The sequence below is a fragment of the Mesorhizobium sp. M0626 genome (genome assembly GCF_040320665.1).
Taxonomy (GTDB): domain Bacteria; phylum Pseudomonadota; class Alphaproteobacteria; order Rhizobiales; family Rhizobiaceae; genus Mesorhizobium.
The window spans coordinates 17942-35828 of sequence record NZ_JAMYQD010000018.1 but is presented as its reverse complement, the minus strand read 5'-3'; the positions used below and the strand labels follow the sequence as shown (position 1 = coordinate 35828).

The 17887-nt window shown below is 63.4% G+C and carries 17 protein-coding genes and 2 pseudogenes; 10 read left to right on the top strand and 9 right to left on the bottom strand.

Features of this window, described 5'->3' with window-relative positions:
- Positions 1–3: 3 nt before the first annotated feature.
- Genes NKI37_RS23010 through NKI37_RS23000 form a run of 3 tightly spaced genes read right to left on the bottom strand, consistent with a single transcriptional unit; the run spans position 4 to position 2774 of the window.
- Positions 4–885, bottom strand: a complete 882-nt coding sequence (locus NKI37_RS23010) for a MurR/RpiR family transcriptional regulator (RefSeq protein ID WP_023681445.1) — start codon at positions 883–885, stop codon at positions 4–6.
- Between the two features lie 48 nt (positions 886–933).
- Positions 934–2001 carry an ABC transporter ATP-binding protein gene (locus tag NKI37_RS23005; RefSeq protein ID WP_352787121.1) on the bottom strand — a complete coding sequence of 356 codons (1068 nt, stop codon included), beginning with the start codon at positions 1999–2001 and terminating at the stop codon, positions 934–936.
- Between the two features lie 2 nt (positions 2002–2003).
- Positions 2004–2774 (bottom strand): SDR family NAD(P)-dependent oxidoreductase, encoded by a 771-nt coding sequence (locus tag NKI37_RS23000; RefSeq protein WP_352787120.1) that lies wholly within the window; start codon positions 2772–2774, stop codon positions 2004–2006.
- 180 nt (positions 2775–2954) lie between these two features.
- Here NKI37_RS23000 and NKI37_RS22995 point away from each other — a divergent pair, with 180 nt between their 5' ends.
- From NKI37_RS22995 to NKI37_RS22980, 4 genes are all read left to right on the top strand, one after another.
- The gene (locus tag NKI37_RS22995; RefSeq protein ID WP_023668607.1) at positions 2955–4187 is read left to right on the top strand and encodes an ABC transporter substrate-binding protein; all 1233 of its coding nucleotides are present in this window, start codon (positions 2955–2957) and stop codon (positions 4185–4187) included.
- A gap of 330 nt (positions 4188–4517) precedes the next feature.
- Positions 4518–5387, top strand: a complete 870-nt coding sequence (locus tag NKI37_RS22990) for a carbohydrate ABC transporter permease (RefSeq protein WP_023681441.1) — start codon at positions 4518–4520, stop codon at positions 5385–5387.
- Positions 5384–6208 (top strand): carbohydrate ABC transporter permease, encoded by an 825-nt coding sequence (locus tag NKI37_RS22985; RefSeq protein WP_023668609.1) that lies wholly within the window; start codon positions 5384–5386, stop codon positions 6206–6208. Before NKI37_RS22990 ends, NKI37_RS22985 begins: the two co-directional genes overlap by 4 nt.
- 65 nt (positions 6209–6273) lie before the next feature.
- Complete coding sequence (locus NKI37_RS22980; protein ID WP_023688837.1) at positions 6274–7749, top strand: M81 family metallopeptidase; 1476 nt, start codon at positions 6274–6276, stop codon at positions 7747–7749.
- 31 nt (positions 7750–7780) lie between these two features.
- Here NKI37_RS22980 and NKI37_RS22975 read toward each other — a convergent pair whose 3' ends face one another.
- The 6 genes and pseudogenes from NKI37_RS22975 to NKI37_RS22950 all read right to left on the bottom strand — a co-directional run bounded on the left by NKI37_RS22975 (position 7781) and on the right by NKI37_RS22950 (position 13228).
- Positions 7781–9835: a M3 family metallopeptidase gene (locus tag NKI37_RS22975; protein WP_352787119.1), complete on the bottom strand. Its 2055-nt coding sequence runs from the start codon at positions 9833–9835 to the stop codon at positions 7781–7783.
- A gap of 88 nt (positions 9836–9923) precedes the next feature.
- Positions 9924–10336: pseudogene (locus NKI37_RS22970) on the bottom strand (nuclear transport factor 2 family protein).
- A 67-nt stretch (positions 10337–10403) separates the two neighbouring features.
- Positions 10404–11048: a carbonic anhydrase gene (locus NKI37_RS22965; RefSeq protein WP_023681438.1), complete on the bottom strand. Its 645-nt coding sequence runs from the start codon at positions 11046–11048 to the stop codon at positions 10404–10406.
- 149 nt (positions 11049–11197) lie between these two features.
- Positions 11198–11962 (bottom strand): DUF429 domain-containing protein, encoded by a 765-nt coding sequence (locus NKI37_RS22960; protein ID WP_352787117.1) that lies wholly within the window; start codon positions 11960–11962, stop codon positions 11198–11200.
- Positions 11959–12843: a pyridoxal kinase PdxY gene (gene pdxY / locus NKI37_RS22955; RefSeq protein WP_023668615.1), complete on the bottom strand. Its 885-nt coding sequence runs from the start codon at positions 12841–12843 to the stop codon at positions 11959–11961. The genes NKI37_RS22960 and pdxY overlap by 4 nt, the downstream gene beginning before the upstream one ends.
- Before the next feature lie 133 nt (positions 12844–12976).
- A complete protein-coding gene (locus NKI37_RS22950) occupies positions 12977–13228 on the bottom strand; it encodes a hypothetical protein (RefSeq protein ID WP_023698736.1) in 252 nt (83 codons plus the stop codon).
- A 163-nt stretch (positions 13229–13391) separates the two neighbouring features.
- Between NKI37_RS22950 and NKI37_RS22945 the strand changes: the two genes are divergently transcribed.
- The 6 genes and pseudogenes from NKI37_RS22945 (at position 13392) to NKI37_RS22920 (ending at position 17785) form a co-directional block, all read left to right on the top strand.
- Complete coding sequence (locus tag NKI37_RS22945) at positions 13392–14024, top strand: LemA family protein (protein WP_023755947.1); 633 nt, start codon at positions 13392–13394, stop codon at positions 14022–14024.
- A 239-nt stretch (positions 14025–14263) separates the two neighbouring features.
- Entirely contained in the window at positions 14264–15034 is a 771-nt protein-coding gene (locus tag NKI37_RS22940) for a TPM domain-containing protein (protein WP_198025521.1), read from the top strand.
- Positions 15035–15083: 49 nt separating this feature from the next.
- Positions 15084–15539 (top strand): annotated as a pseudogene (locus tag NKI37_RS22935) (TPM domain-containing protein); the annotation flags it as partial.
- A gap of 35 nt (positions 15540–15574) precedes the next feature.
- Positions 15575–16465 carry a TPM domain-containing protein gene (locus NKI37_RS22930; RefSeq protein ID WP_023710171.1) on the top strand — a complete coding sequence of 297 codons (891 nt, stop codon included), beginning with the start codon at positions 15575–15577 and terminating at the stop codon, positions 16463–16465.
- 6 nt (positions 16466–16471) lie between these two features.
- Positions 16472–17110 (top strand): TPM domain-containing protein, encoded by a 639-nt coding sequence (locus tag NKI37_RS22925; protein ID WP_023710170.1) that lies wholly within the window; start codon positions 16472–16474, stop codon positions 17108–17110.
- A 168-nt stretch (positions 17111–17278) separates the two neighbouring features.
- Positions 17279–17785 (top strand): GNAT family N-acetyltransferase, encoded by a 507-nt coding sequence (locus NKI37_RS22920; RefSeq protein WP_023668622.1) that lies wholly within the window; start codon positions 17279–17281, stop codon positions 17783–17785.
- The last annotated feature ends 102 nt before the right edge of the window (positions 17786–17887 follow it).

Here is a 17887-nt window from a genome sequence, read left to right as displayed (position 1 = left end):
TCCTCAATCCCCCAGCGGCAACTTTGGATCGTCGACCTTCAGCGTGTTCACGCTCTGCTTGATGCGGCGCAGGTTTTCCAGAACCCTTGGTCCGCGCGTCTCGGCCACCGAGGTGACGATCATGTCGACGATCGAAAGCAGCGCATAGCGCGACGAGGTCGGCTTGTAGATGTTGCCGTCCTCCAGCGACTGGAACTGGATGACGGTATCGGCGGCCTTGGCCAGCGCTGATTCCGGCGGGGTTACGGCGATGGTGGTGGCGCCATATTGCTGGGCCACCTGCACGGCGTCGATCACCGAGCGAGCATAGCCGGACACCGAGAACGCGATCAACGTCGTCTCCGACGTAGCGACCGCGGCATACATGCGCTGCAACTGCCCGTCGATCTGCGCCAGCACCGGCACGCCCAGCCTAAACAGCCGGTTCTGCATCTCGGTCGCCATCATCGAGGAAATGCCGCCGGAGCCGATGCACAGCACATTGCCCGAACTGACGATGCGCGCGGCCACGCCCACCAGCGTCTTCATGTCGAGGTTTTCGCTGGCGCGCTGGATGGCGGCGATTGCCGCTTCGGTGATGGCCGACGCAATGCGCTGCTCGCGCGCGTCCCGGTTCAGCGGTTCGGGCGACAGATACTGGCCGCCAATGGCGATCGCCTGCGCCAGGTAGAATTTGAAATCGCGCAGACCCTCGCAGCCGAGATTGCGGCAGAAACGGGTGACTGTCGGCTCGCTGACGCCGACGCGCGCGGCAATTTCCGAGATTGCCGCCTTGGAGGCAAAGTCGAGATCGGTGAGCACGAGACCGGCCAGGCGGCGGTCCGATTTGGTGCCGTCCTGCGACATCAGCTGCAGGCGCGTGATGATGTCGGCCGGCGTTTTCATTTCTGGGTTGTCGTCTTCATCGTGGTATTTTCGTTTTCATGCCGGCGCTCATAGCGGCAGGCCTGTCGCCGTGTCGAACAGATGGATGTTGCCCGGCGCTACCGAGACCGGCAGCAGTTCACCCGGCTTGACCTGAACCCGGTCGCGGAATACGGCGCGCACCGTGTCAGCGCCGATGGCGCCATAGACATGGGTTTCCGAGCCGGTCGGCTCGACGACATCGACCTTGATCGCCATCGCGTCGACAGCCTCGCCGATGACGAAGTGTTCGGGCCGTATGCCGGCCTCGACCGTGGTGCCAGCCGGCACCGTCTTGCTGCCGAGCGCCAGTCGCCCTCCGCCGGCCGATTCGAACCAGCTTTTCTCGGGCGTCGTCTTCAGGGCGCCGGAGACAAAACTCATCGACGGCGAGCCGATGAAGGAGGCGACGAATTTGTTGGCGGGACGGTCGTAGAGCTCCAGCGGTGCGCCGACCTGCTGGATCTTGCCGCGGTCCATCACCACGATGCGGTCGGCCATGGTCATGGCCTCGATCTGGTCGTGGGTGACATAGACGATGGTCGATTTCAGCCGCTGGTGCAGCGCCTTGATCTCGGTGCGCATCTGCACGCGCAATTGCGCGTCGAGATTGCTGAGCGGCTCGTCGAACAGGAACACCGAGGGTTCGCGCACGATGGCGCGGCCCATTGCGACGCGCTGGCGCTGGCCGCCCGACAGTTCCCGGGGATAGCGGTCGAGATAGGAGAACAGGTTGAGGACGCCTGAGGCCTTTTTCACCTTGGCGTCGATTGCCGTGCGGCTTTCGCCGCGGATCTTTGGGCCAAAGCCGATATTGTCGGCCGCTTTCAGGTGCGGAAACAGCGCATAGGACTGGAAGACCATCGCGATGTTACGCTGCTGTGGCGGCAAATCGTTGGCGCGCACGCCGCCGATCAAGAGGTCGCCTGCGGTGATCGGCTCCAGCCCGGCCAGCATGCGCAGCAAGGTCGACTTGCCGCAGCCGGAAGGGCCGACCAGCACGACGAACTCGCCGCTCTTGATGTCGAGGCTGATGTTTTCGAGGATCTTGTGGCGTCCGAAGGATTTCGACAGGTCGCGGAACTCGACATCGGTCATGGTCAGGCTCCCAATATGTCGTCGATGAAGGGCAGGAAGCCGGCGGTCAGTCCGGCGTCGACCGGCACCACCGCGCCGGTTATCCCCGATGCGCGATCCGAAACAAGGAAGGCCACCGCTTCGGCCACTTCCGTGGCGTCGACGATGCGGCCGAGCGGATAGAGCCGCTTGAGCTTGCCGAGAACATCCGGGTTCTTGGCCAGGCGATGGTCCCAGGCGGCAGTGCGGATCGAGCCGGGGCAGACGACATTCGCGCGCAGCCCGCTGCGGCCGAGTTCCACAGCGATCGCTTTGGCATAGGCATTGATGCCGGCCTTGGCCGCGGCATAGGCCGGGTTGCCGAAATGGGCGATGGCGTTGACGGAAGAGATGAAGACGACGCTGCCCGAACCGCGCGCGGCCATCGCCTTGATCAGTGGATCGGCGAACAGCATCACCCCGGTCAGATTGATGTCGAGCTCGTGCTCAATCTTATCGGGTGTCAATGCGGCAAGCGTCTCTGCGCGCGTCCAGCCGGCATTGTTGATCAGCATGTCGGGAACGCCATCTTTCTCAAGGATCGCTGGTATCGCCGCCTCGATGGAAGCCCGGTCGAGGAGGTCGAAGGCGTGACGCGACGCCAGGTGTGGGCTGCGCAACGCATCTTGCGACTGGTCGCAGCCGACGACGCGCGCGCCTCGTTCGGCCAGCAGCGCCACAATAGCCGAGCCGAGCCCGCCGCCGGCGCCGGTCACCAGCACGGTCTTGCCTGCGAATTCGGCCTTTGAAACCACGCTGCGCGCCTCCCTGGCATCTACGATAATCGGAAAACGCTATTTTAAGAAATGTAATTAAGCAACAGGATAATCTCCGCTTACACAAGGTAAAATGATGGATAATGTAGGAAAGTCACATTAAGCCTTGGTCGCCTGGAAGCCGCAAGAGCGCAGGCGCAATCAAATGGGAGAGATCGAATGAAGCTTGCAAAATGGACTGTCGGCCTGATGGCCGGAATGAGCCTGCTCGCCCTGGCCGCGCAGGCAGATGCCGGCGAGGTGCGCGTAACCGTCGCCGAATACAGCGCCAAGACCGGCCCGTATTTCGAAGCGGTGAAAAAGGAATTCGAGGCAGCCAACCCGGGTATCACCGTCAAGTTCGAAGTTGTGCCGTGGGACGTGCTGCTGCAGAAGCTGACCACCGACATCACGGCCGGTACCAATGCCGACCTGTCGATCATCGGCACCCGCTGGCTGATCGATTTCGTCCAGCAGGATGTCGCCGAGCCGCTCGACGCCTACATCAAGCCAGACTTCAAGGACCGCTTCATCGACACCTTCCTGTCGCCGTCGATCATGGAGGGCAAGACCTATGGCCTGCCGATCGCGGCTTCGGCGCGCGCCATGTACTACAACAAGGAATTGTTCGAGAAGGCCGGAATCGCCAACCCGCCGGCAACCTGGACCGAGTTGCAGGAGGATGCGCGCAAGATCAAGGCGCTGGGCACCGGCACGTTCGGCTTCGGCCTGCAGGGCAAGGAGATCGAGACCGACGTCTATTACTACTATGCGATGTGGTCGCAAGGCACCGAGATTCTCAACAAGGATGGCACGTCGGGCCTCGGCACGCCGGGCGCGCTCGAAGCCGCCAAGCTCTACAAGTCGATGATCGACGAAGGCCTGACGGAACCCGGCGTCACCTCCAACAACCGCGAGGACGTCCAGAACCTGTTCAAGCAGGGCAAGGTCGGCATGATGATCACCGCACCCTTCCTGTCCAACCAGATCAAGGACGAGGCGCCGAACCTGAAATATGGCGTGGCCGCTATCCCCGCCGGACCGACCGGCGCGCGCGGCACGTACGGCGTCACCGATTCCATCATCATGTTCAAGAATTCCAAGAACAAGGATGAGGCCTGGAAGCTGCTCGACTTCCTGTTCACCACCGAACAGCGCGCCAAGTTCACGCAAGGGGAAGGCTTCCTGCCGGTGAACAAGGAAGAGGCCAAGATGGACTATTACGTCAACAATGCCGACCTCGCCGCGTTCACCGCACTGCTGCCCGACGCTCGCTTTGCACCGGTCATCCCCGGCTGGGAAGAAGTCGCCCAGATCACCTCGGATGCCATGCAGAAAATCTATCTCGGCGGCGACCCCGAGGCAGGCTTGAAGGAAGCGGCTGCCAAGGCCAACGCCGTGATTAAGAAATAGGGCGTATCTCCCTGCGCCCGGCGCGGCCCAGAGATCGGGGCGCGCCACACTTTCCTCTCCCTCCGGAGGGGGGAGAGGTGGCTCGGCGAAGCCGAGACGGAGTGGGGGAACCACCTGGCAACCGCCGCGACGGACATAGGAAGGGCAATAGGGCAAACATCACCTCGCCTTGCGCCCCAAGGGTCGACCCCCCGAGCTTCGCTCGACACCTCTCCCCTGATCGACGGGGGAGAGGAAAGGCATTCTTCTGAAGGGCTGCTAAAGACCGATATGCAAGATTGATCCGAGCTGGCGTGCCAGCGCCACAGAACCACGGTACAAAACCGGCCGATGCAAAATCGCTTCTTGCCCTATCTGCTGACCTTGCCCAGCCTGTTGCTGGCGGCGGTCGTCATCTTCTGGCCGGTCTGGGACCTGATCCAGATCTCGACGCATGACGTCAGCCGCTTCGGCCAGCTACGCGACTTCAACGATTTCGCCAATTATTCAGCCTTCCTCGCCGATCCCGATTTCCTGGCGGCACTCTGGCGCACCGGCCTGTGGACGTTGCTGGTGGTCGGCGGCGCGCTGCTGTTGTCGGTGCCGGTGGCGATGATCCTCAACACCGATTTCTACGGCCGCGGCATTGCCCGCGTCATCATCATGCTGCCCTGGGCGGTGTCGCTGACGATGACGGCGGTGGTCTGGCGCTGGGCGCTCAACGGTGAAAGCGGCATGCTGAACTCGGCGCTGATCGGGCTCGGCCTGATCCATGAAAACATCCAGTGGCTGGCGCGCGCCGAGACGGCATTCCCGATGCAGGTGCTGATTGGCATATTGGTGACGGTACCGTTCACCACGACCATCTTCCTCGGCGGCCTGTCGTCGATCCCCGACGACCTCTACGAGGCGGCGGCCCTGGAGGGGGCGACGCCGCTGCAGCAGTTCCGCGAGATCACCTTTCCGCTGCTGAAGCCGTTCATCAACATCGCCATCGTGCTCAACACCATCTACGTCTTCAATTCCTTCCCGATCATCTGGGTGATGACGCAGGGCGGGCCGGCCAACTCGACCGACATATTGGTCACCCATCTCTACAAGCTGGCCTTCCGCATCGGCAAACTGGGTGAAGCATCGGCGGTGTCGCTGCTGATGTTCGCCATCCTTTTGATCTTCACCATGATCTATGTGCGGCTTGCCATGCGGGAGCAGCGCACATGACGCCCAAGCTGAAGCGTACGATCATCGCCTGGCTGCTGCTTTCGCCGCTGCTCGTGGTGACGATCTTCCCCTTCGCGGTAATGTTTTTGACCGCGGTCAAGCCGCGGCAGGAGGTGCTGTCGCCGACCTGGTGGCCAAGCGAATTCCACTGGTCGAATTTTGCCGACATGTGGGTGGCGACCGGCTTTGGCCAGGCGCTGGCCAATTCGCTCTATGTCTCTGTTATCGCCACCGTCGGCGCCATCCTGATCTCGGTGCCGGCCGCCTATGCCATGTCGCGGTTTCGCTTTGCCGGCTATGGCGCCTTCCGCCAGTTCCTGCTGATCTCGCAGATGATCTCGCCGATCGTGCTGGTGCTCGGCCTGTTCCGGCTGATGGCGGCCTGGGGTCTGATCGAATCCACGACCGCGCTCGGCGTCATCTACATGGCTTTCAACGTCGCCTTCACCGTGTGGATGCTGCAAAGCTATTTCGACACCATCCCGCGCGATCTCGAGGAAGCAGCGTGGATGGAAGGCGCCGGCCGATGGCTGACCTTGCGAAAAGTGTTTCTGCCGCTTTGCCTGCCGGCAATAGCGGTGACCGCCATCTTCACCTTCATCAACGCATGGAATGAGTTCGTCGTTGCGCTCACAATGCTGCGCAGCCAGGAAAGTTACACGCTGCCTATCCAGGTGTTCTCGCTGGTCGCCGGCCGCTACACGATCGAATGGCACCATGTAATGGCGGCGACGCTGCTGGCGACGCTGCCGGTGGCGATCCTGTTCATCTGGCTGCAGCGCTATCTCGTCCGCGGGCTGGCGCTCGGGGCCGTAAAATAGCAATTCCAGTGTGGAGCGGTTTTCCGTCCGGGATTGCGAAAAACAAATAGCCGTACGGAGTTTTCATGCGCATCTTCACCGCCTCGCTGGCGACCGAAACCAACACCTTCTCGCCGGTGCCGACCGACCGGGCGTCGTTCGAGATGGCGTTCTATGCCGGGCCGGGCAAGCATCCAGACACGCCGACCTTGTGCTCCTCGCCGATGGTCGCGCTGCGCCGGCGTGCGGCTGCCGAAGGGCTGACCGTCATCGAAGGCACCGCCACCTGGGCGGAGCCGGGCGGGCTGGTGCAGCGGCAGACCTATGAGTCGTTGCGCGACGAGATTCTCGGCCAGTTGAAGGCAGCCTTGCCGGTCGACGCCGTCATCCTCGGCCTGCACGGCGCCATGGTGGCGCAAGGCTATGACGATTGCGAAGGCGATCTGCTGGAACGGGTTCGCGCAATCGTCGGGCCCGACGTGGTGATCGCGGTCGAGCTCGACCCGCACAGTCATCTGACCCCAAAGCGCGTCGCGGCATGCAATGTCATGGCCTATTTCCTCGAATTCCCGCACACCGACTTCTATGAGCGCGGCGAACATGTCGTCGAGCTTGGATTGGCGGCGGCGCGCGACGAGATCAAGCCGGTGATCTCGACGTTCGACTGCCGCATGATCCAGGTGCTGCCGACCAGCCGCGAGCCGATGCGCTCCTTCGTCGACCGCATCAAGGCGCTGCACGGCAAGGACGGCGTGCTGTCGGTCTCGGTCATCCATGGCTTCATGGCCGCGGACGTGCCGGAAATGGGCACGCGCATCCTGGTCGTCACTGACAATGACAAGGCCAAGGGCGATGCGCTGGCGGAGAGGCTAGGGCACGAGCTTTACGCCATCCGCGAAAGGACGGCGATGACGATGCTGAACACCGAGGACGGCATCGCGCGGGCACTGGCCGTGCGCAAGGAAAATCCCGGCAAGCCGGTTGTGATTGCCGACATCTGGGACAATCCCGGCGGTGGCGTCGCCGGCGACGGTACGGTCGTGCTGCGCGCCATGCTGGAACAGGGCGTGGACAATTTTGGCGTGGCGACGATCTGGGACCCGATCGCTGTCACCTTTTGCCAGGCGGCAGGCGAAGGCGCCGTCATCGACCTGCGCTTCGGCGGCAAGGCCGGGCCGCTGGCCGGCGAACCGATCGATGCGCGCGTCAAGGTGTTGAAAGCCGTCCCCGAGGGCTGGCAGAGCTTCGGGCCGAGCCGGGTGACGCTCGGACCGACGGCGCTGGTGCGGCTCGAAGGCACCGAAATCGACATCATCCTCAACACCAACCGCACGCAGACCTTCGAGCCGGATGTCTTCTCCAACATCGGTGTCGATCCGTTGTCGAAGGACATATTGCTGATCAAGTCAACCAACCATTTCTACGCCGGCTTTGAACCGATCGCGGCGGAGATCATCTATGTCTCGGCGCCGAGCTCGTATCCGAGCAATCCGGCGGTGACGGATTACAGGAAGCTGACGCGGCCGGTGTGGCCACGGGTGGCGGATCCTTGGCGCTGGTGATCTCCCCCTCGAGGGGGGAGATAAGGCGGCGCTATAGCAATCCCCGCTTCACCATCATCGCTTCCGGCGAAGGCATCTTGCCGCGGAACGCCGTGTACAGCTCCTCCGGATCCTTCGACCCGCCGGCGGCATAGATATTCTTCCGAAGCCGTTCCGCCAGCGCCGGGTTGAAGGGATCGCCGGTCTCCTCGAAGGCGGCGAAGGCGTCGGCGTCGAGCACTTCCGACCACATGTAGGAATAGTAGCCGGCTGAATAACCGTCGCCTGAGAAGATATGGCCGAAATGCGGGGTGCGATGACGCATGGCGATGGTGTCGGGCATATCAAGCTTTTCCAGCGTTTCGGCTTCGAAACGCAGCGGTTCCGCCGGCGCATCCGGCCGCGCGTGATACGCCATGTCGATCAGCGCCGACGCTGTGAACTCGACCGTGGCGAAACCGGCGCCGAACGTGCGGGCGGCCAGCATCTTGTCGAGCAGCGACTTCGGCATCGGCTTGCCGGTCTTGACATGCAGCGCATGCTTTTCCAGCACTGCGGGCACCGTCAGCCAGTGCTCGTAGAGCTGCGAAGGCAGTTCGACGAAATCGTGGGAAACCGAGGTGCCCGCCACCGACGGCCAGGTGACGTCGGTCAGCATGCCGTGCAAAGCATGGCCGAACTCGTGGAACAGGGTCTTGGCCTCATCGACCGACAGCAGCGCCGCTTCCCCCGCCGGCGGCTTGGCGAAGTTCATGATGTTGTAGATCACCGGCTTGGAGCCATCCCCAAGCTTGTAGCCAGACTTCAGCGCGCTCATCCAGGCGCCAGAACGCTTCGAGGATCGGGCGAAATAGTCGGCGAGGAACAGGCCGCGCTCGCTGCCATCGGCGTTCTTCACCACGAAGACGCGCGCGTCGGGATGCCAGGCGGCGATGCCCTTCTTCTCCTCGAAAGTGATGCCGAACAGTTTTGTGGCGACGTCGAAGCAGGCGTCGATGACCCGGTCGAGTTGCAGATAGGGTTTCAGTTCCGCCTCGTCGAAGTCGAATTTTTCGGCGCGCAATTTCTCCTGGTAGAAGCGCCAGTCCCAGGCGGCGAATTTTTCGTTGCTGCCTGCCTTGGTCGCAAGCCGCTCCAGCTCCTTCTGGTCGGCGGCGGCCTTCTCCAGCGCTTTCTCCCAGACCGGGTCGAGGAGGTCGTGCACAGCCTTCGGCGTCTTGGCCATGGTGTCGTCGAGTTTCAGCGCGGCGAACGAGGCATAGCCTAGCAGCCTGGCCTTTTCGGCGCGCAGTTTCAGCATGTCGCGCACCACTGCGGTGTTGTCGCTGGCGCCGCCATTCTGGCCGCGCATGGTGAAGGCGCGGAAAGCGGTCTCGCGCAGATCGCGGCGTTCAGAAAAGGTCGTGAACGGCTCATAGATTGAGCGCGACAAAGTGACGGCGTAGCGGCCCTTCTGGCCGCGCGTCTCGGCGGCTTCGGCCATCGAACTCTTCACGAAGTCCGGCAGGCCGGCAAGATCAGCCTCGTCGAGGAACAGCGCCCAGTCGCGCTCGTCGGCCAGCACGTTCTGGCCGAAAGTGGTGCCGAGCGAGGACAGCTCCTCGCTGATGTTGGCCAGCCGCTTCTTGCCGTCGGCGTCGAGTTTTGCGCCCGATCGCACAAAGCCTTTCCAGGTCTTCTCCAGCACCCGCAGCGTCTCGACGTCGAGTTTTAGCGTCTCCCGGCGCTGGTAGAGGTCGTCGATGCGGGCAAACAGTTTCTCGTTCATCGAGATCGCCGAGAAATGCCGCGACATCTTCGGCGAGATCTCACGCTCCAGCGCCTGGATCGCATCGTTGGTGTGGGCGCCGGCCCGGCACCAGAAGATCGACGAGACATGGTCGAGCGGCTCACCGGCGAGTTCGAGGGCTGCCAGCGTATTCTCGATGGTCGGCGCATCCTTGTTGCCGGCGATCGCATCGATTTCGGCCTCATGTGCCTTCAGCGCCGCGTCGAACACCGAGGAGAAATCGTCGTCGCCGATGCTGGCAAAATCCGGCAGGCCGAGCGGCCCTTGCCATTTGGTCAGCGGATGGGCGGCGAGATCGACGGTTTTCGTGGACGGCATGGGGGATCTTTCGATGATTGGCGGAGCTTGCTGACCGATGTAGGGCGATGACTGGCGCGGCGCAACAGCGCGGCCGTTCAAGCCCGCGTCAGAAGCCGTCGCAATTTTCCGCGATCGCCGCTTGCGAACTGGCGGTGATGCGGTTGCCGGTGACGGCGAACGTCTCCTGCATCAGCATGTCATTGTTGGGAAATCATAGCAGGCGATGACAGTTGTGACGCCGGCCTCGCTCTTTTCGACGCGATGCCGGATTGCGGCGCCGGCGACCGCGCCCTTCCATTCGTCGATCGACGCGATGAACTCCTGCTTCGACTGTACGACGCCGAGATCGTCGAGCTTGATGCGGACATCGTCGGCGAGCAGGTCCGACAATTCGGTGCGATCGGCGACCAGCAGCGCCGAATACCAGCGGTCGATAATGGCGCCGTCATCGGAGCGGGCAGGGACGAGCGAAATCAGCAGCGCCGCTACGGCGAAAGCGATCGCAGGCCAAACCCGCATTCTTGCCTCCTCTTATTTGACCATGCCCTTATCCGAAAACCGGTTCCCACTTTTCGGGATCATGGGTCTACGTCAAATCCGGCCGCTCGAAGTCGCCGGTGTCCTTGTTCATCACCCAGAGCTCGCCGGTCGAGATGTCGAACCAGGCGCCATGCAGCGACAGCCGCCCCTTGCCTTCGAGGATGGAGACGCAAGGGAAGGTCCTGAGATTGGCGATCGAATAGCGGATGGAAATCCGCTCCAGCGCCGTCTGCCGTTCGGTTGCCGTCATGAACGTGCTGGACGAAACGGTTTCGGCCGCCGGCGCGATCAGGCTCATCCATTTGCCGATGAAGTCGCCGGGCGACAGCGGCGCCGAATTGGTGTCGAGCGCAGCGCGGATGCCGCCGCAGCGGCCATGGCCCATCACCACGATGTTTTTCACCTTCAGGCTCTGCACGGCGAATTCGAGCGCGGCCGAGGTCGAGTGGAACTCGCCGTCCGGCGCATAGGGCGGCACCAGATTGCCGACATTGCGCAGGACGAACAGTTCGCCCGGACCGGCGTCGAAGATCGCCTCGGGGGCAGAGCGGGAATCGCAGCAGGCAACGATCATGGTTTCGGGTGCCTGCCCCTCGCGGGCAAGCTCGCGATAGCGTCCGCTCTCGGTGAGATAGCGGCCATTCATGAAGTTGCGGTAGCCGGTCCAAAGATGTTCGGGGAGATGGGGCATGGGCTAGGGATGAAGCCTTTCGGGGTTAGCGACGGCAGCTCATTTCAAGTTAGAAAGGCTCTAACGGCAAATGCCCGTCGCGGGCAATGCCGAATTGCGGATGGCTTCGTCGCAAATCGCCATGCCGCACGCATGGGTCGCCGCTTGCCTCACGCCCAGATCGCCAGGGGAATGCCCAAACGGTCGGCAAGCGGCGGGTCGGGAAACGGCTTTGCCTCGCCGCCGGCAATGCGTCCGGCAATCAGCATCATCGCTGCGGCGTCGAGGAAATCGTCGGCGGCAGCACCGCGTGGCGGCAGCTGGTCAAGGAAAGCTCTGGTATAGCCGTGCCGGCAGAGCAGTGCCTTGCGCTCTTCCATCCCGGCAGGATTGACCGCGCCCTTGATCTTCTTCGGCAGCGTCATCGGTTTTTCGCCGTTCAGCCGGCAGAAGGCCACTTCGGGGTGCGATTCGAAGACGCGGCGGCGCAGTTCCGGACGCATAATCAGCAGCGCGTCGATCTCGCGGATCTTGGCAAAGATGCCGAAGGCCTGGATCGAGACGCCGCGTGGCGGATCGGAGGTCGCCTTGGCCACCTCGCTGGCGCGCCGATGCGCCTCATACCAAGCCTCGACCGTGGTGAAGTCGCTGATGTCGGCGTAGAGGGCCGCGCGGGACGGGATAGAGAAGACGCTGGATTGCCGTGCTCCGAGCATTGGCCGTACCAAGGTCTCCGGCCCGCGCCCGCCTCTTTGCGAGACGTCCGGCAGGCCGATCGGCATGTCGACGGCCACTGCCGCATCGGCGGGCAAGGCGTCGAGCAGGGCCGCAAAGCTGGGAAAGACGCGGACTGACGGCGCGGCATCCAGATCGCGGCGGACGGCGATCCAGCTGGCCTTGCAGCCGTCTACGCCGACGACCACGGTCGAGGTCACGCCCGGCGGTCCCGCCCCGGATGCGTGAGGTGGCGCAGCTGCACCATCGCCATCGGATGCGACAGGCTCTGGGCATCGGTTTCAAGCTGCAACTCGTCGCCGCCACGCTTGGCGGTTCGCGCCAGGATTTCGTAGACGGCGGCGGTGGTCGATTGCAGCGCCTTGATCGGCGGCTGCCCCGACAGGATGCGGGCGAGGTAGACGGCCGCAGTCAGGTCGCCGAGGCCATTCGGCGGCTTGTCGATGAGGCGGTGTTCGGCCAGCAGCGCCTGGGTGCCGTCAAGCAGCAGATTGCCGGTGCCGCCGGTCATCATCGACTGTGCCGACGTCACCAGCATTGTTGACGGTCCGGCATGGAGGGCGGCCGAGATCACCGATTTCAGATCGGGCAAAGGCGCGCCGGCCATCCACTCCAGCTCATAGCGGTTGGGGGTGGCGATGTCGGCGATCGGCATCAGCCGGTCGCGCATCGCGGCGGCCGTCGGCTCGGGCACATAGAGCCCGCCGGAATCGCCCATCACCGGATCGCATATATAGATCGCGTCCGGCGTCTTGGCCTTGACTGCCGCAACCAGCGAGGCGACGGCCTCGGCCTGGCCGGCCTCGCCGAGATAGCCCGACAGCACCGCGCCCACCTCGCCCAGCCAGGGCGCGCGCTCGAGATCGGCCATCAGCGCCTTGAACTGGTCGAGCGGCGGCACGATGCGCGTGGCGCGGCCATGGCCCGGATGCCAGGGCAGGATCACCGTCGGCACCGCCCACACCGGAAAGCCCAGCGTCTCCAGCGCAAACACGGCGGCGCGGTTGCCCACCGAGCCGCGGGCGACATGGCTGGAAATGACGATGACCGCGCGCGGCGCGTCGGCTTTTTCGCTGTTCATGGAAAATCCTAGATGCGGATAATTTTTCGCTGAATCGTCATCCTGGTCTATCTCTTTGGTTCGAGCATGATCTCCGGACAAAACGGTTCCCGCTTGTCCGAGAAAACCGGTTCCCACTTTTCAGGATCATGCTCTAGCTGCCCCGGGAGACGTAGTACACGAGCCAGATCAAAAGGCCGAGGGCGACGATGAGCCCAAGTGCGCGACCGATGCGGGTGCCCCAGACCTCGATCGGATCGGATCGGTCGGCCTCCGCTGCGGTAACATGATCGCGCGCGCCTTTCGCTGCCCGTGACACCAGCGATGCGCCGCCAAGGCCGCCCTCGTTCGCCACGCGCTCGATAATGCGGCGCGATTCGCTGTCATCGTCGCGGCCTTCCGCCATGGTCCTGTCCTGTTTGCCGGCAACCATACCGTGTTCGCGCGATCAATCACAGGGCCTCGCCGGCGCATGAATGCGCGCCAGGAATGCGCGCCAGCGGCAGACATTTTCTTGAGCGCGGATTGTGCTAATGCTTCGCATGCAACTTCTGTCGAGGGACCTCACCATGTTTGCCCAGCGCCTTGCCTTCCCTTTCCGCAGTCTGCCGGCCGTGCTGATGTTGGCCGTCGTGCTGCCTCTGCTCGCCGGCTGCGGCTTCAACACCATCCCGACGGCGGAGGAAAACGCCAAGGCGGCATGGAGCGAGGTGCTGAACCAGTATCAGCGTCGGTCCGACCTCATTCCCAATTTGGTCGAGACGGTGAAGGGCTATGCCTCGCATGAAAAGGACACGCTCGATGCGGTGGTCGAAGCGCGCGCCAAGGCGACGCAGATCACGGTGACGCCGGAAACGCTGAAGGACCCCGAAGCGCTCAAGAAGTTCCAGGATGCGCAATCAGGGCTGACCAGCGCGCTGTCGCGGCTGATCGCGGTGTCGGAGGCCTATCCCGACCTCAAGGCCAACCAGAATTTCCTGGCGCTGCAGGCGCAACTCGAAGGCACCGAGAACCGTATCGCCGTGGCGCGGCGCGACTACATCCTGGCGGTCAAGGATTACAATCTGACGCTGAGGACCTTTCCGTCGGTGCTATGGGCAACCTTCTGGTTCCGCAGCAACGAGCCCTTCGCCAACTTCACCGTCGAAGAAGACAAGATGCAGCCGCCGAAGGTCGATTTCGGCACGAAGCAGGGCGGGTGATGACGTCTGGGTGAGCTTGGCCTTTGCCAGCCTTGCGTTCCTTCACACCCCCCTCTGTCCTGCCGGACATCTCCCCCTCAAGGGGGGAGATCAGCTGTCTTCTGTCCTTGCGCCAAATATCAGCGTTGCCGGCTGAGCGTCGGCAGCGAGATTGCCAATCTCCCCCCTCGAGGGGGAGATGTCCGGCAGGACAGAGGGGGACGCGAAGGAACGCCAACCTTGGTGTTCTTCTCGCCTTTCTGGCCGTCTTCCTGCCCCTCACCGCCTTCGCCGCCGACCTCCCCGCGCTGACCGGCCGCGTCGTCGACAATGCCGGGATCATCGATGCAGGCACCAAAGCCGCGCTCACCCAGAAACTCGCCGACTTCGAGACCAGAGGCTCCGACCAGATCGTCGTCGCAACCATCCCCAGCCTCGACGGCGAGGAGATTGAGCCTTACGCCAACCGACTGTTCCGCTTCTGGAAGCTCGGCCAGGCCAAGGAAAACAACGGCGTGCTGCTGCTGGTGGCGCCGAACGACCGCAAGATGCGCATCGAGGTCGGCTATGGGCTGGAAGGCACGCTGACCGATTTGCACACCAAGCTGATCATCGAAAACGACATGGTGCCGGCGTTCCGCGCCGGCGATTTCTCCCGGGGCATTTCGAAGGCCGTCGACGACATGGTGATGGTGCTGGAAGGCAATCCGGAGGAATTGGAGGCGCGCGGCGAGCGCAACCAGAAGCCGCCCATCAATACCGACAATCTGTTCTTCGGCGTCTTCATCAGCATCTGGGCAATCATGTTCTTCGGCAGCATGGCCGCCTCCATCCTGCCGCCGATCTTTGGCAAAAAGCTCGGTCCCGGCCGCTATCGCTGGCTCGGCATGACATTCGAGCCGGGCCGGCGGTCGTCCAGCGGCGGCTGGTCTTCGGGCGGGGGCGGCTGGTCGTCGGGTTCAAGCGGTGGTGGCGGCTTTTCCGGCGGCGGCGGTTCGTCCGGCGGCGGCGGCTCCTCGGGAAGCTGGTGACGAGATGACAACACGCATCGCCAATCCCTGGCATGGCCGCTTCGCCACGATGACCGGCGCTGCCTTGCTGGTCTTGCTCGTCAGCGTCGCGGCGCTGGCAGCGGAGCTGCCCGCCCTCGCGGGACGCGTGGTAGACAATGCCGACATCATCGATGCCGCGACCGAGGCGGCGCTCACCCAAAGACTGGCCGATTTCGAGACCAAAGGCTCCGACCAGATCGTCGTCGCGACGGTTCCCAGCCTCGACGGCGAGGAGATCGAGCCTTACGCCACCCGGCTGTTCAACGCCTGGAAGCTCGGCCAGAAGGCCAAGAACAATGGCGTGCTTCTGCTGGTGGCCGTGAACGACCGCAAGATGCGCATCGAGGTCGGCTACGGGCTGGAAGCCACGCTCACCAACCAGCACGCCACACGGATCATTGAAGGCATGGTGCCGGCCTTCCGCGCCGGGGATTTCTCCGGCGGTATTTCCAAAGCGGTCGACGACATGATCATGGTGATTGAGGACAGTCATGGTGGTTGAGGGGAACTGGTGACGGCATGACAGTACGCGTCTTCAATCCGCCAAGACCTGGCCGCGCAGCCGCGACGATCGGCATCGCCCTGTTGACGATGCTCACCATGCTGTTTGTAGCCTTGGCGGCAGACCTGCCGGCACTCACCGGGCGGGTGGTCGACAATGCCGGCATTATCGACGCCGCGACCAAGGTGGCACTGACGCAGAAGCTCGCGGATTTCGAGACCAAAGGCTCCGACCAGATCGTCGTCGCCACGATCAACAGCCTCGACGGCGAGGAGATCGAGCCTTACGCCAACCGGCTGTTCCGCTTCTGGAAACTCGGTCAGGCCGGCGAAAACAACGGCGTGCTTCTGCTGGTGGCCAAGAACGACCACAAGATGCGCATCGAGGTCGGCTACGGGCTGGAAGGCACGCTTACCGACCTGCACACCAAGCTGATCATCGAAAACGACATGGTGCCGGCGTTCCGCGCCGGTGATTTCTCCGGCGGCATTTCCAAGGCCGTCGACGACATGGTCATGGTGCTGGAAGGCAATCCGGAAGAGCTGGAGGCGCGCGGCAAGCGCAACCCGGCCGACCACAGCGCGCCCATCGATCCTATAGCCGCGGTCTTCCTGATCCTGTGGGCGGCGATGTTCTTCGGCGGCCTGGCGATGGCCTTCCTGCCGCCGATCTTCGGCACCAAGCTGTCGCCGGGCGTGTACAAATGGCTGGGCATGACCTTTCGCTACGGCCAGGGGCCGAGCGGATCGTCGTCGGGCTCCAGCAGCTGGACAACAAGTTCGTCGTCGGGCAGCGGATGGTCATCGGGAAGTTCGGGCAGCAGCTGGTCTTCGGGCTCAAGCAGCGGCGGCGGGTTTTCAGGCGGCGGCGGTTCGTCCGGCGGTGGCGGGTCTTCAGGGAGCTGGTGAGAGAAGATGGCAACACGACCGATCAGCCCACAGGACCATGAGCGCATCGCCACCGCGATCCGCGCGGCCGAGGCCAAAACCGACGGCGAGATCTACTGCGTCGTTGCGCATGCCAGCGACGGCTATTTCTTTCCCGCCGCCTTCATGGCGACATCAGGCATGCTGATTGCCAGCCTCGCCGTCGCCTATGGGCTAGAAACCTGGTGGCTGTCGATCCGGCTGCCGCATTTCGTCATTGTCCAACTGCTGGCACTGGCCTCGGTGTTGGTGCTTTTGTGGGCGCAGCCTGGCTTGCGCATCCATCTGGTGCCGCGCCGGCAGCGTTATCAGGCGGCACATCACAATGCGCTCAGGCAGTTCCTCGCCCGCAATGTCCACCGCACCACGGCGCGCACCGGCGTGCTGGTCTTCGTGTCGATCGCCGAGCGTTATGCCGAAGTGGTCGCCGATTCCGGCATCGACAGCAAGGTCGGCCAGCATGTCTGGGACGGCGTGGTGCGCGATCTCCTGCAGCATGCCGGCGACGACCGGCTCGCCGACGGCTTCGTCAAGGCGATCGGGCAGGTCGGCGCGGTGCTGGCCGAGCATTTCCCGGTGACGTCGGGCGATGCCAATGAACTGGACGATCATCTCGTCGAGATCTGAAAAGCCAGCACGCGCTACCCGGACGGACGCCTGACCGCGCCGGCCGGGTGCGTTTTCCAGGCAGGCTTTGCCCATTGTCAGCAGTATCGCGATCGGCTGTGAGAAAGCGGTCGGCGGGCTGACCTCGACTCTTGCAAATGGCCGATGCGGGTTTATGGTTAACAAATCATGAATACGCTGAGCATCGACATCAGGAAAGCCGAACCGCGCGACGCTGGCGCCATTGCGGACGTGCACCAGCAGGCTTGGGAGGGCGCCTATTCCGGCATCATCCCGCATCGCTCGCTGACCTCGATGATCAACCGCCGCGGCGCCGACTGGTGGGCCAACGCCATCCGCCGCGCCGCCACCGTTCTGGTGGTCGAGATCGGCGGCACCATCGCCGGCTATGCCACGATCGGCAAGAACCGCGCCCGCGAGCTGAAGCAACAGGGCGAAATCTACGAACTTTACCTGCGTCCGGAATATCAGGGCATCGGGCTCGGCAGCCGGCTGTTCAAGGCGGCGCGGGCGCGGCTTGCCGACCACGGGCTGAAGGGAATGGTGGTGTGGGCGCTGGAAGACAACCAGAACGCACTTTCCTTCTATGCCGGCGCGGGTGGCCGTGACGTCGCCGAAGGCGTCGAGATTTTCGAGCAGAGGGCGCTCAAGAAGGTCGCCTTCGTCTGGGAATGACCGGCTTCGGTTACAAATCATCATAAACCGTGCGCTTCCGTTAGCGCTTCGCACCAATCGCCGCATTGCACCATGCTGCGCCGCCCGCTATCGATCTTGGAC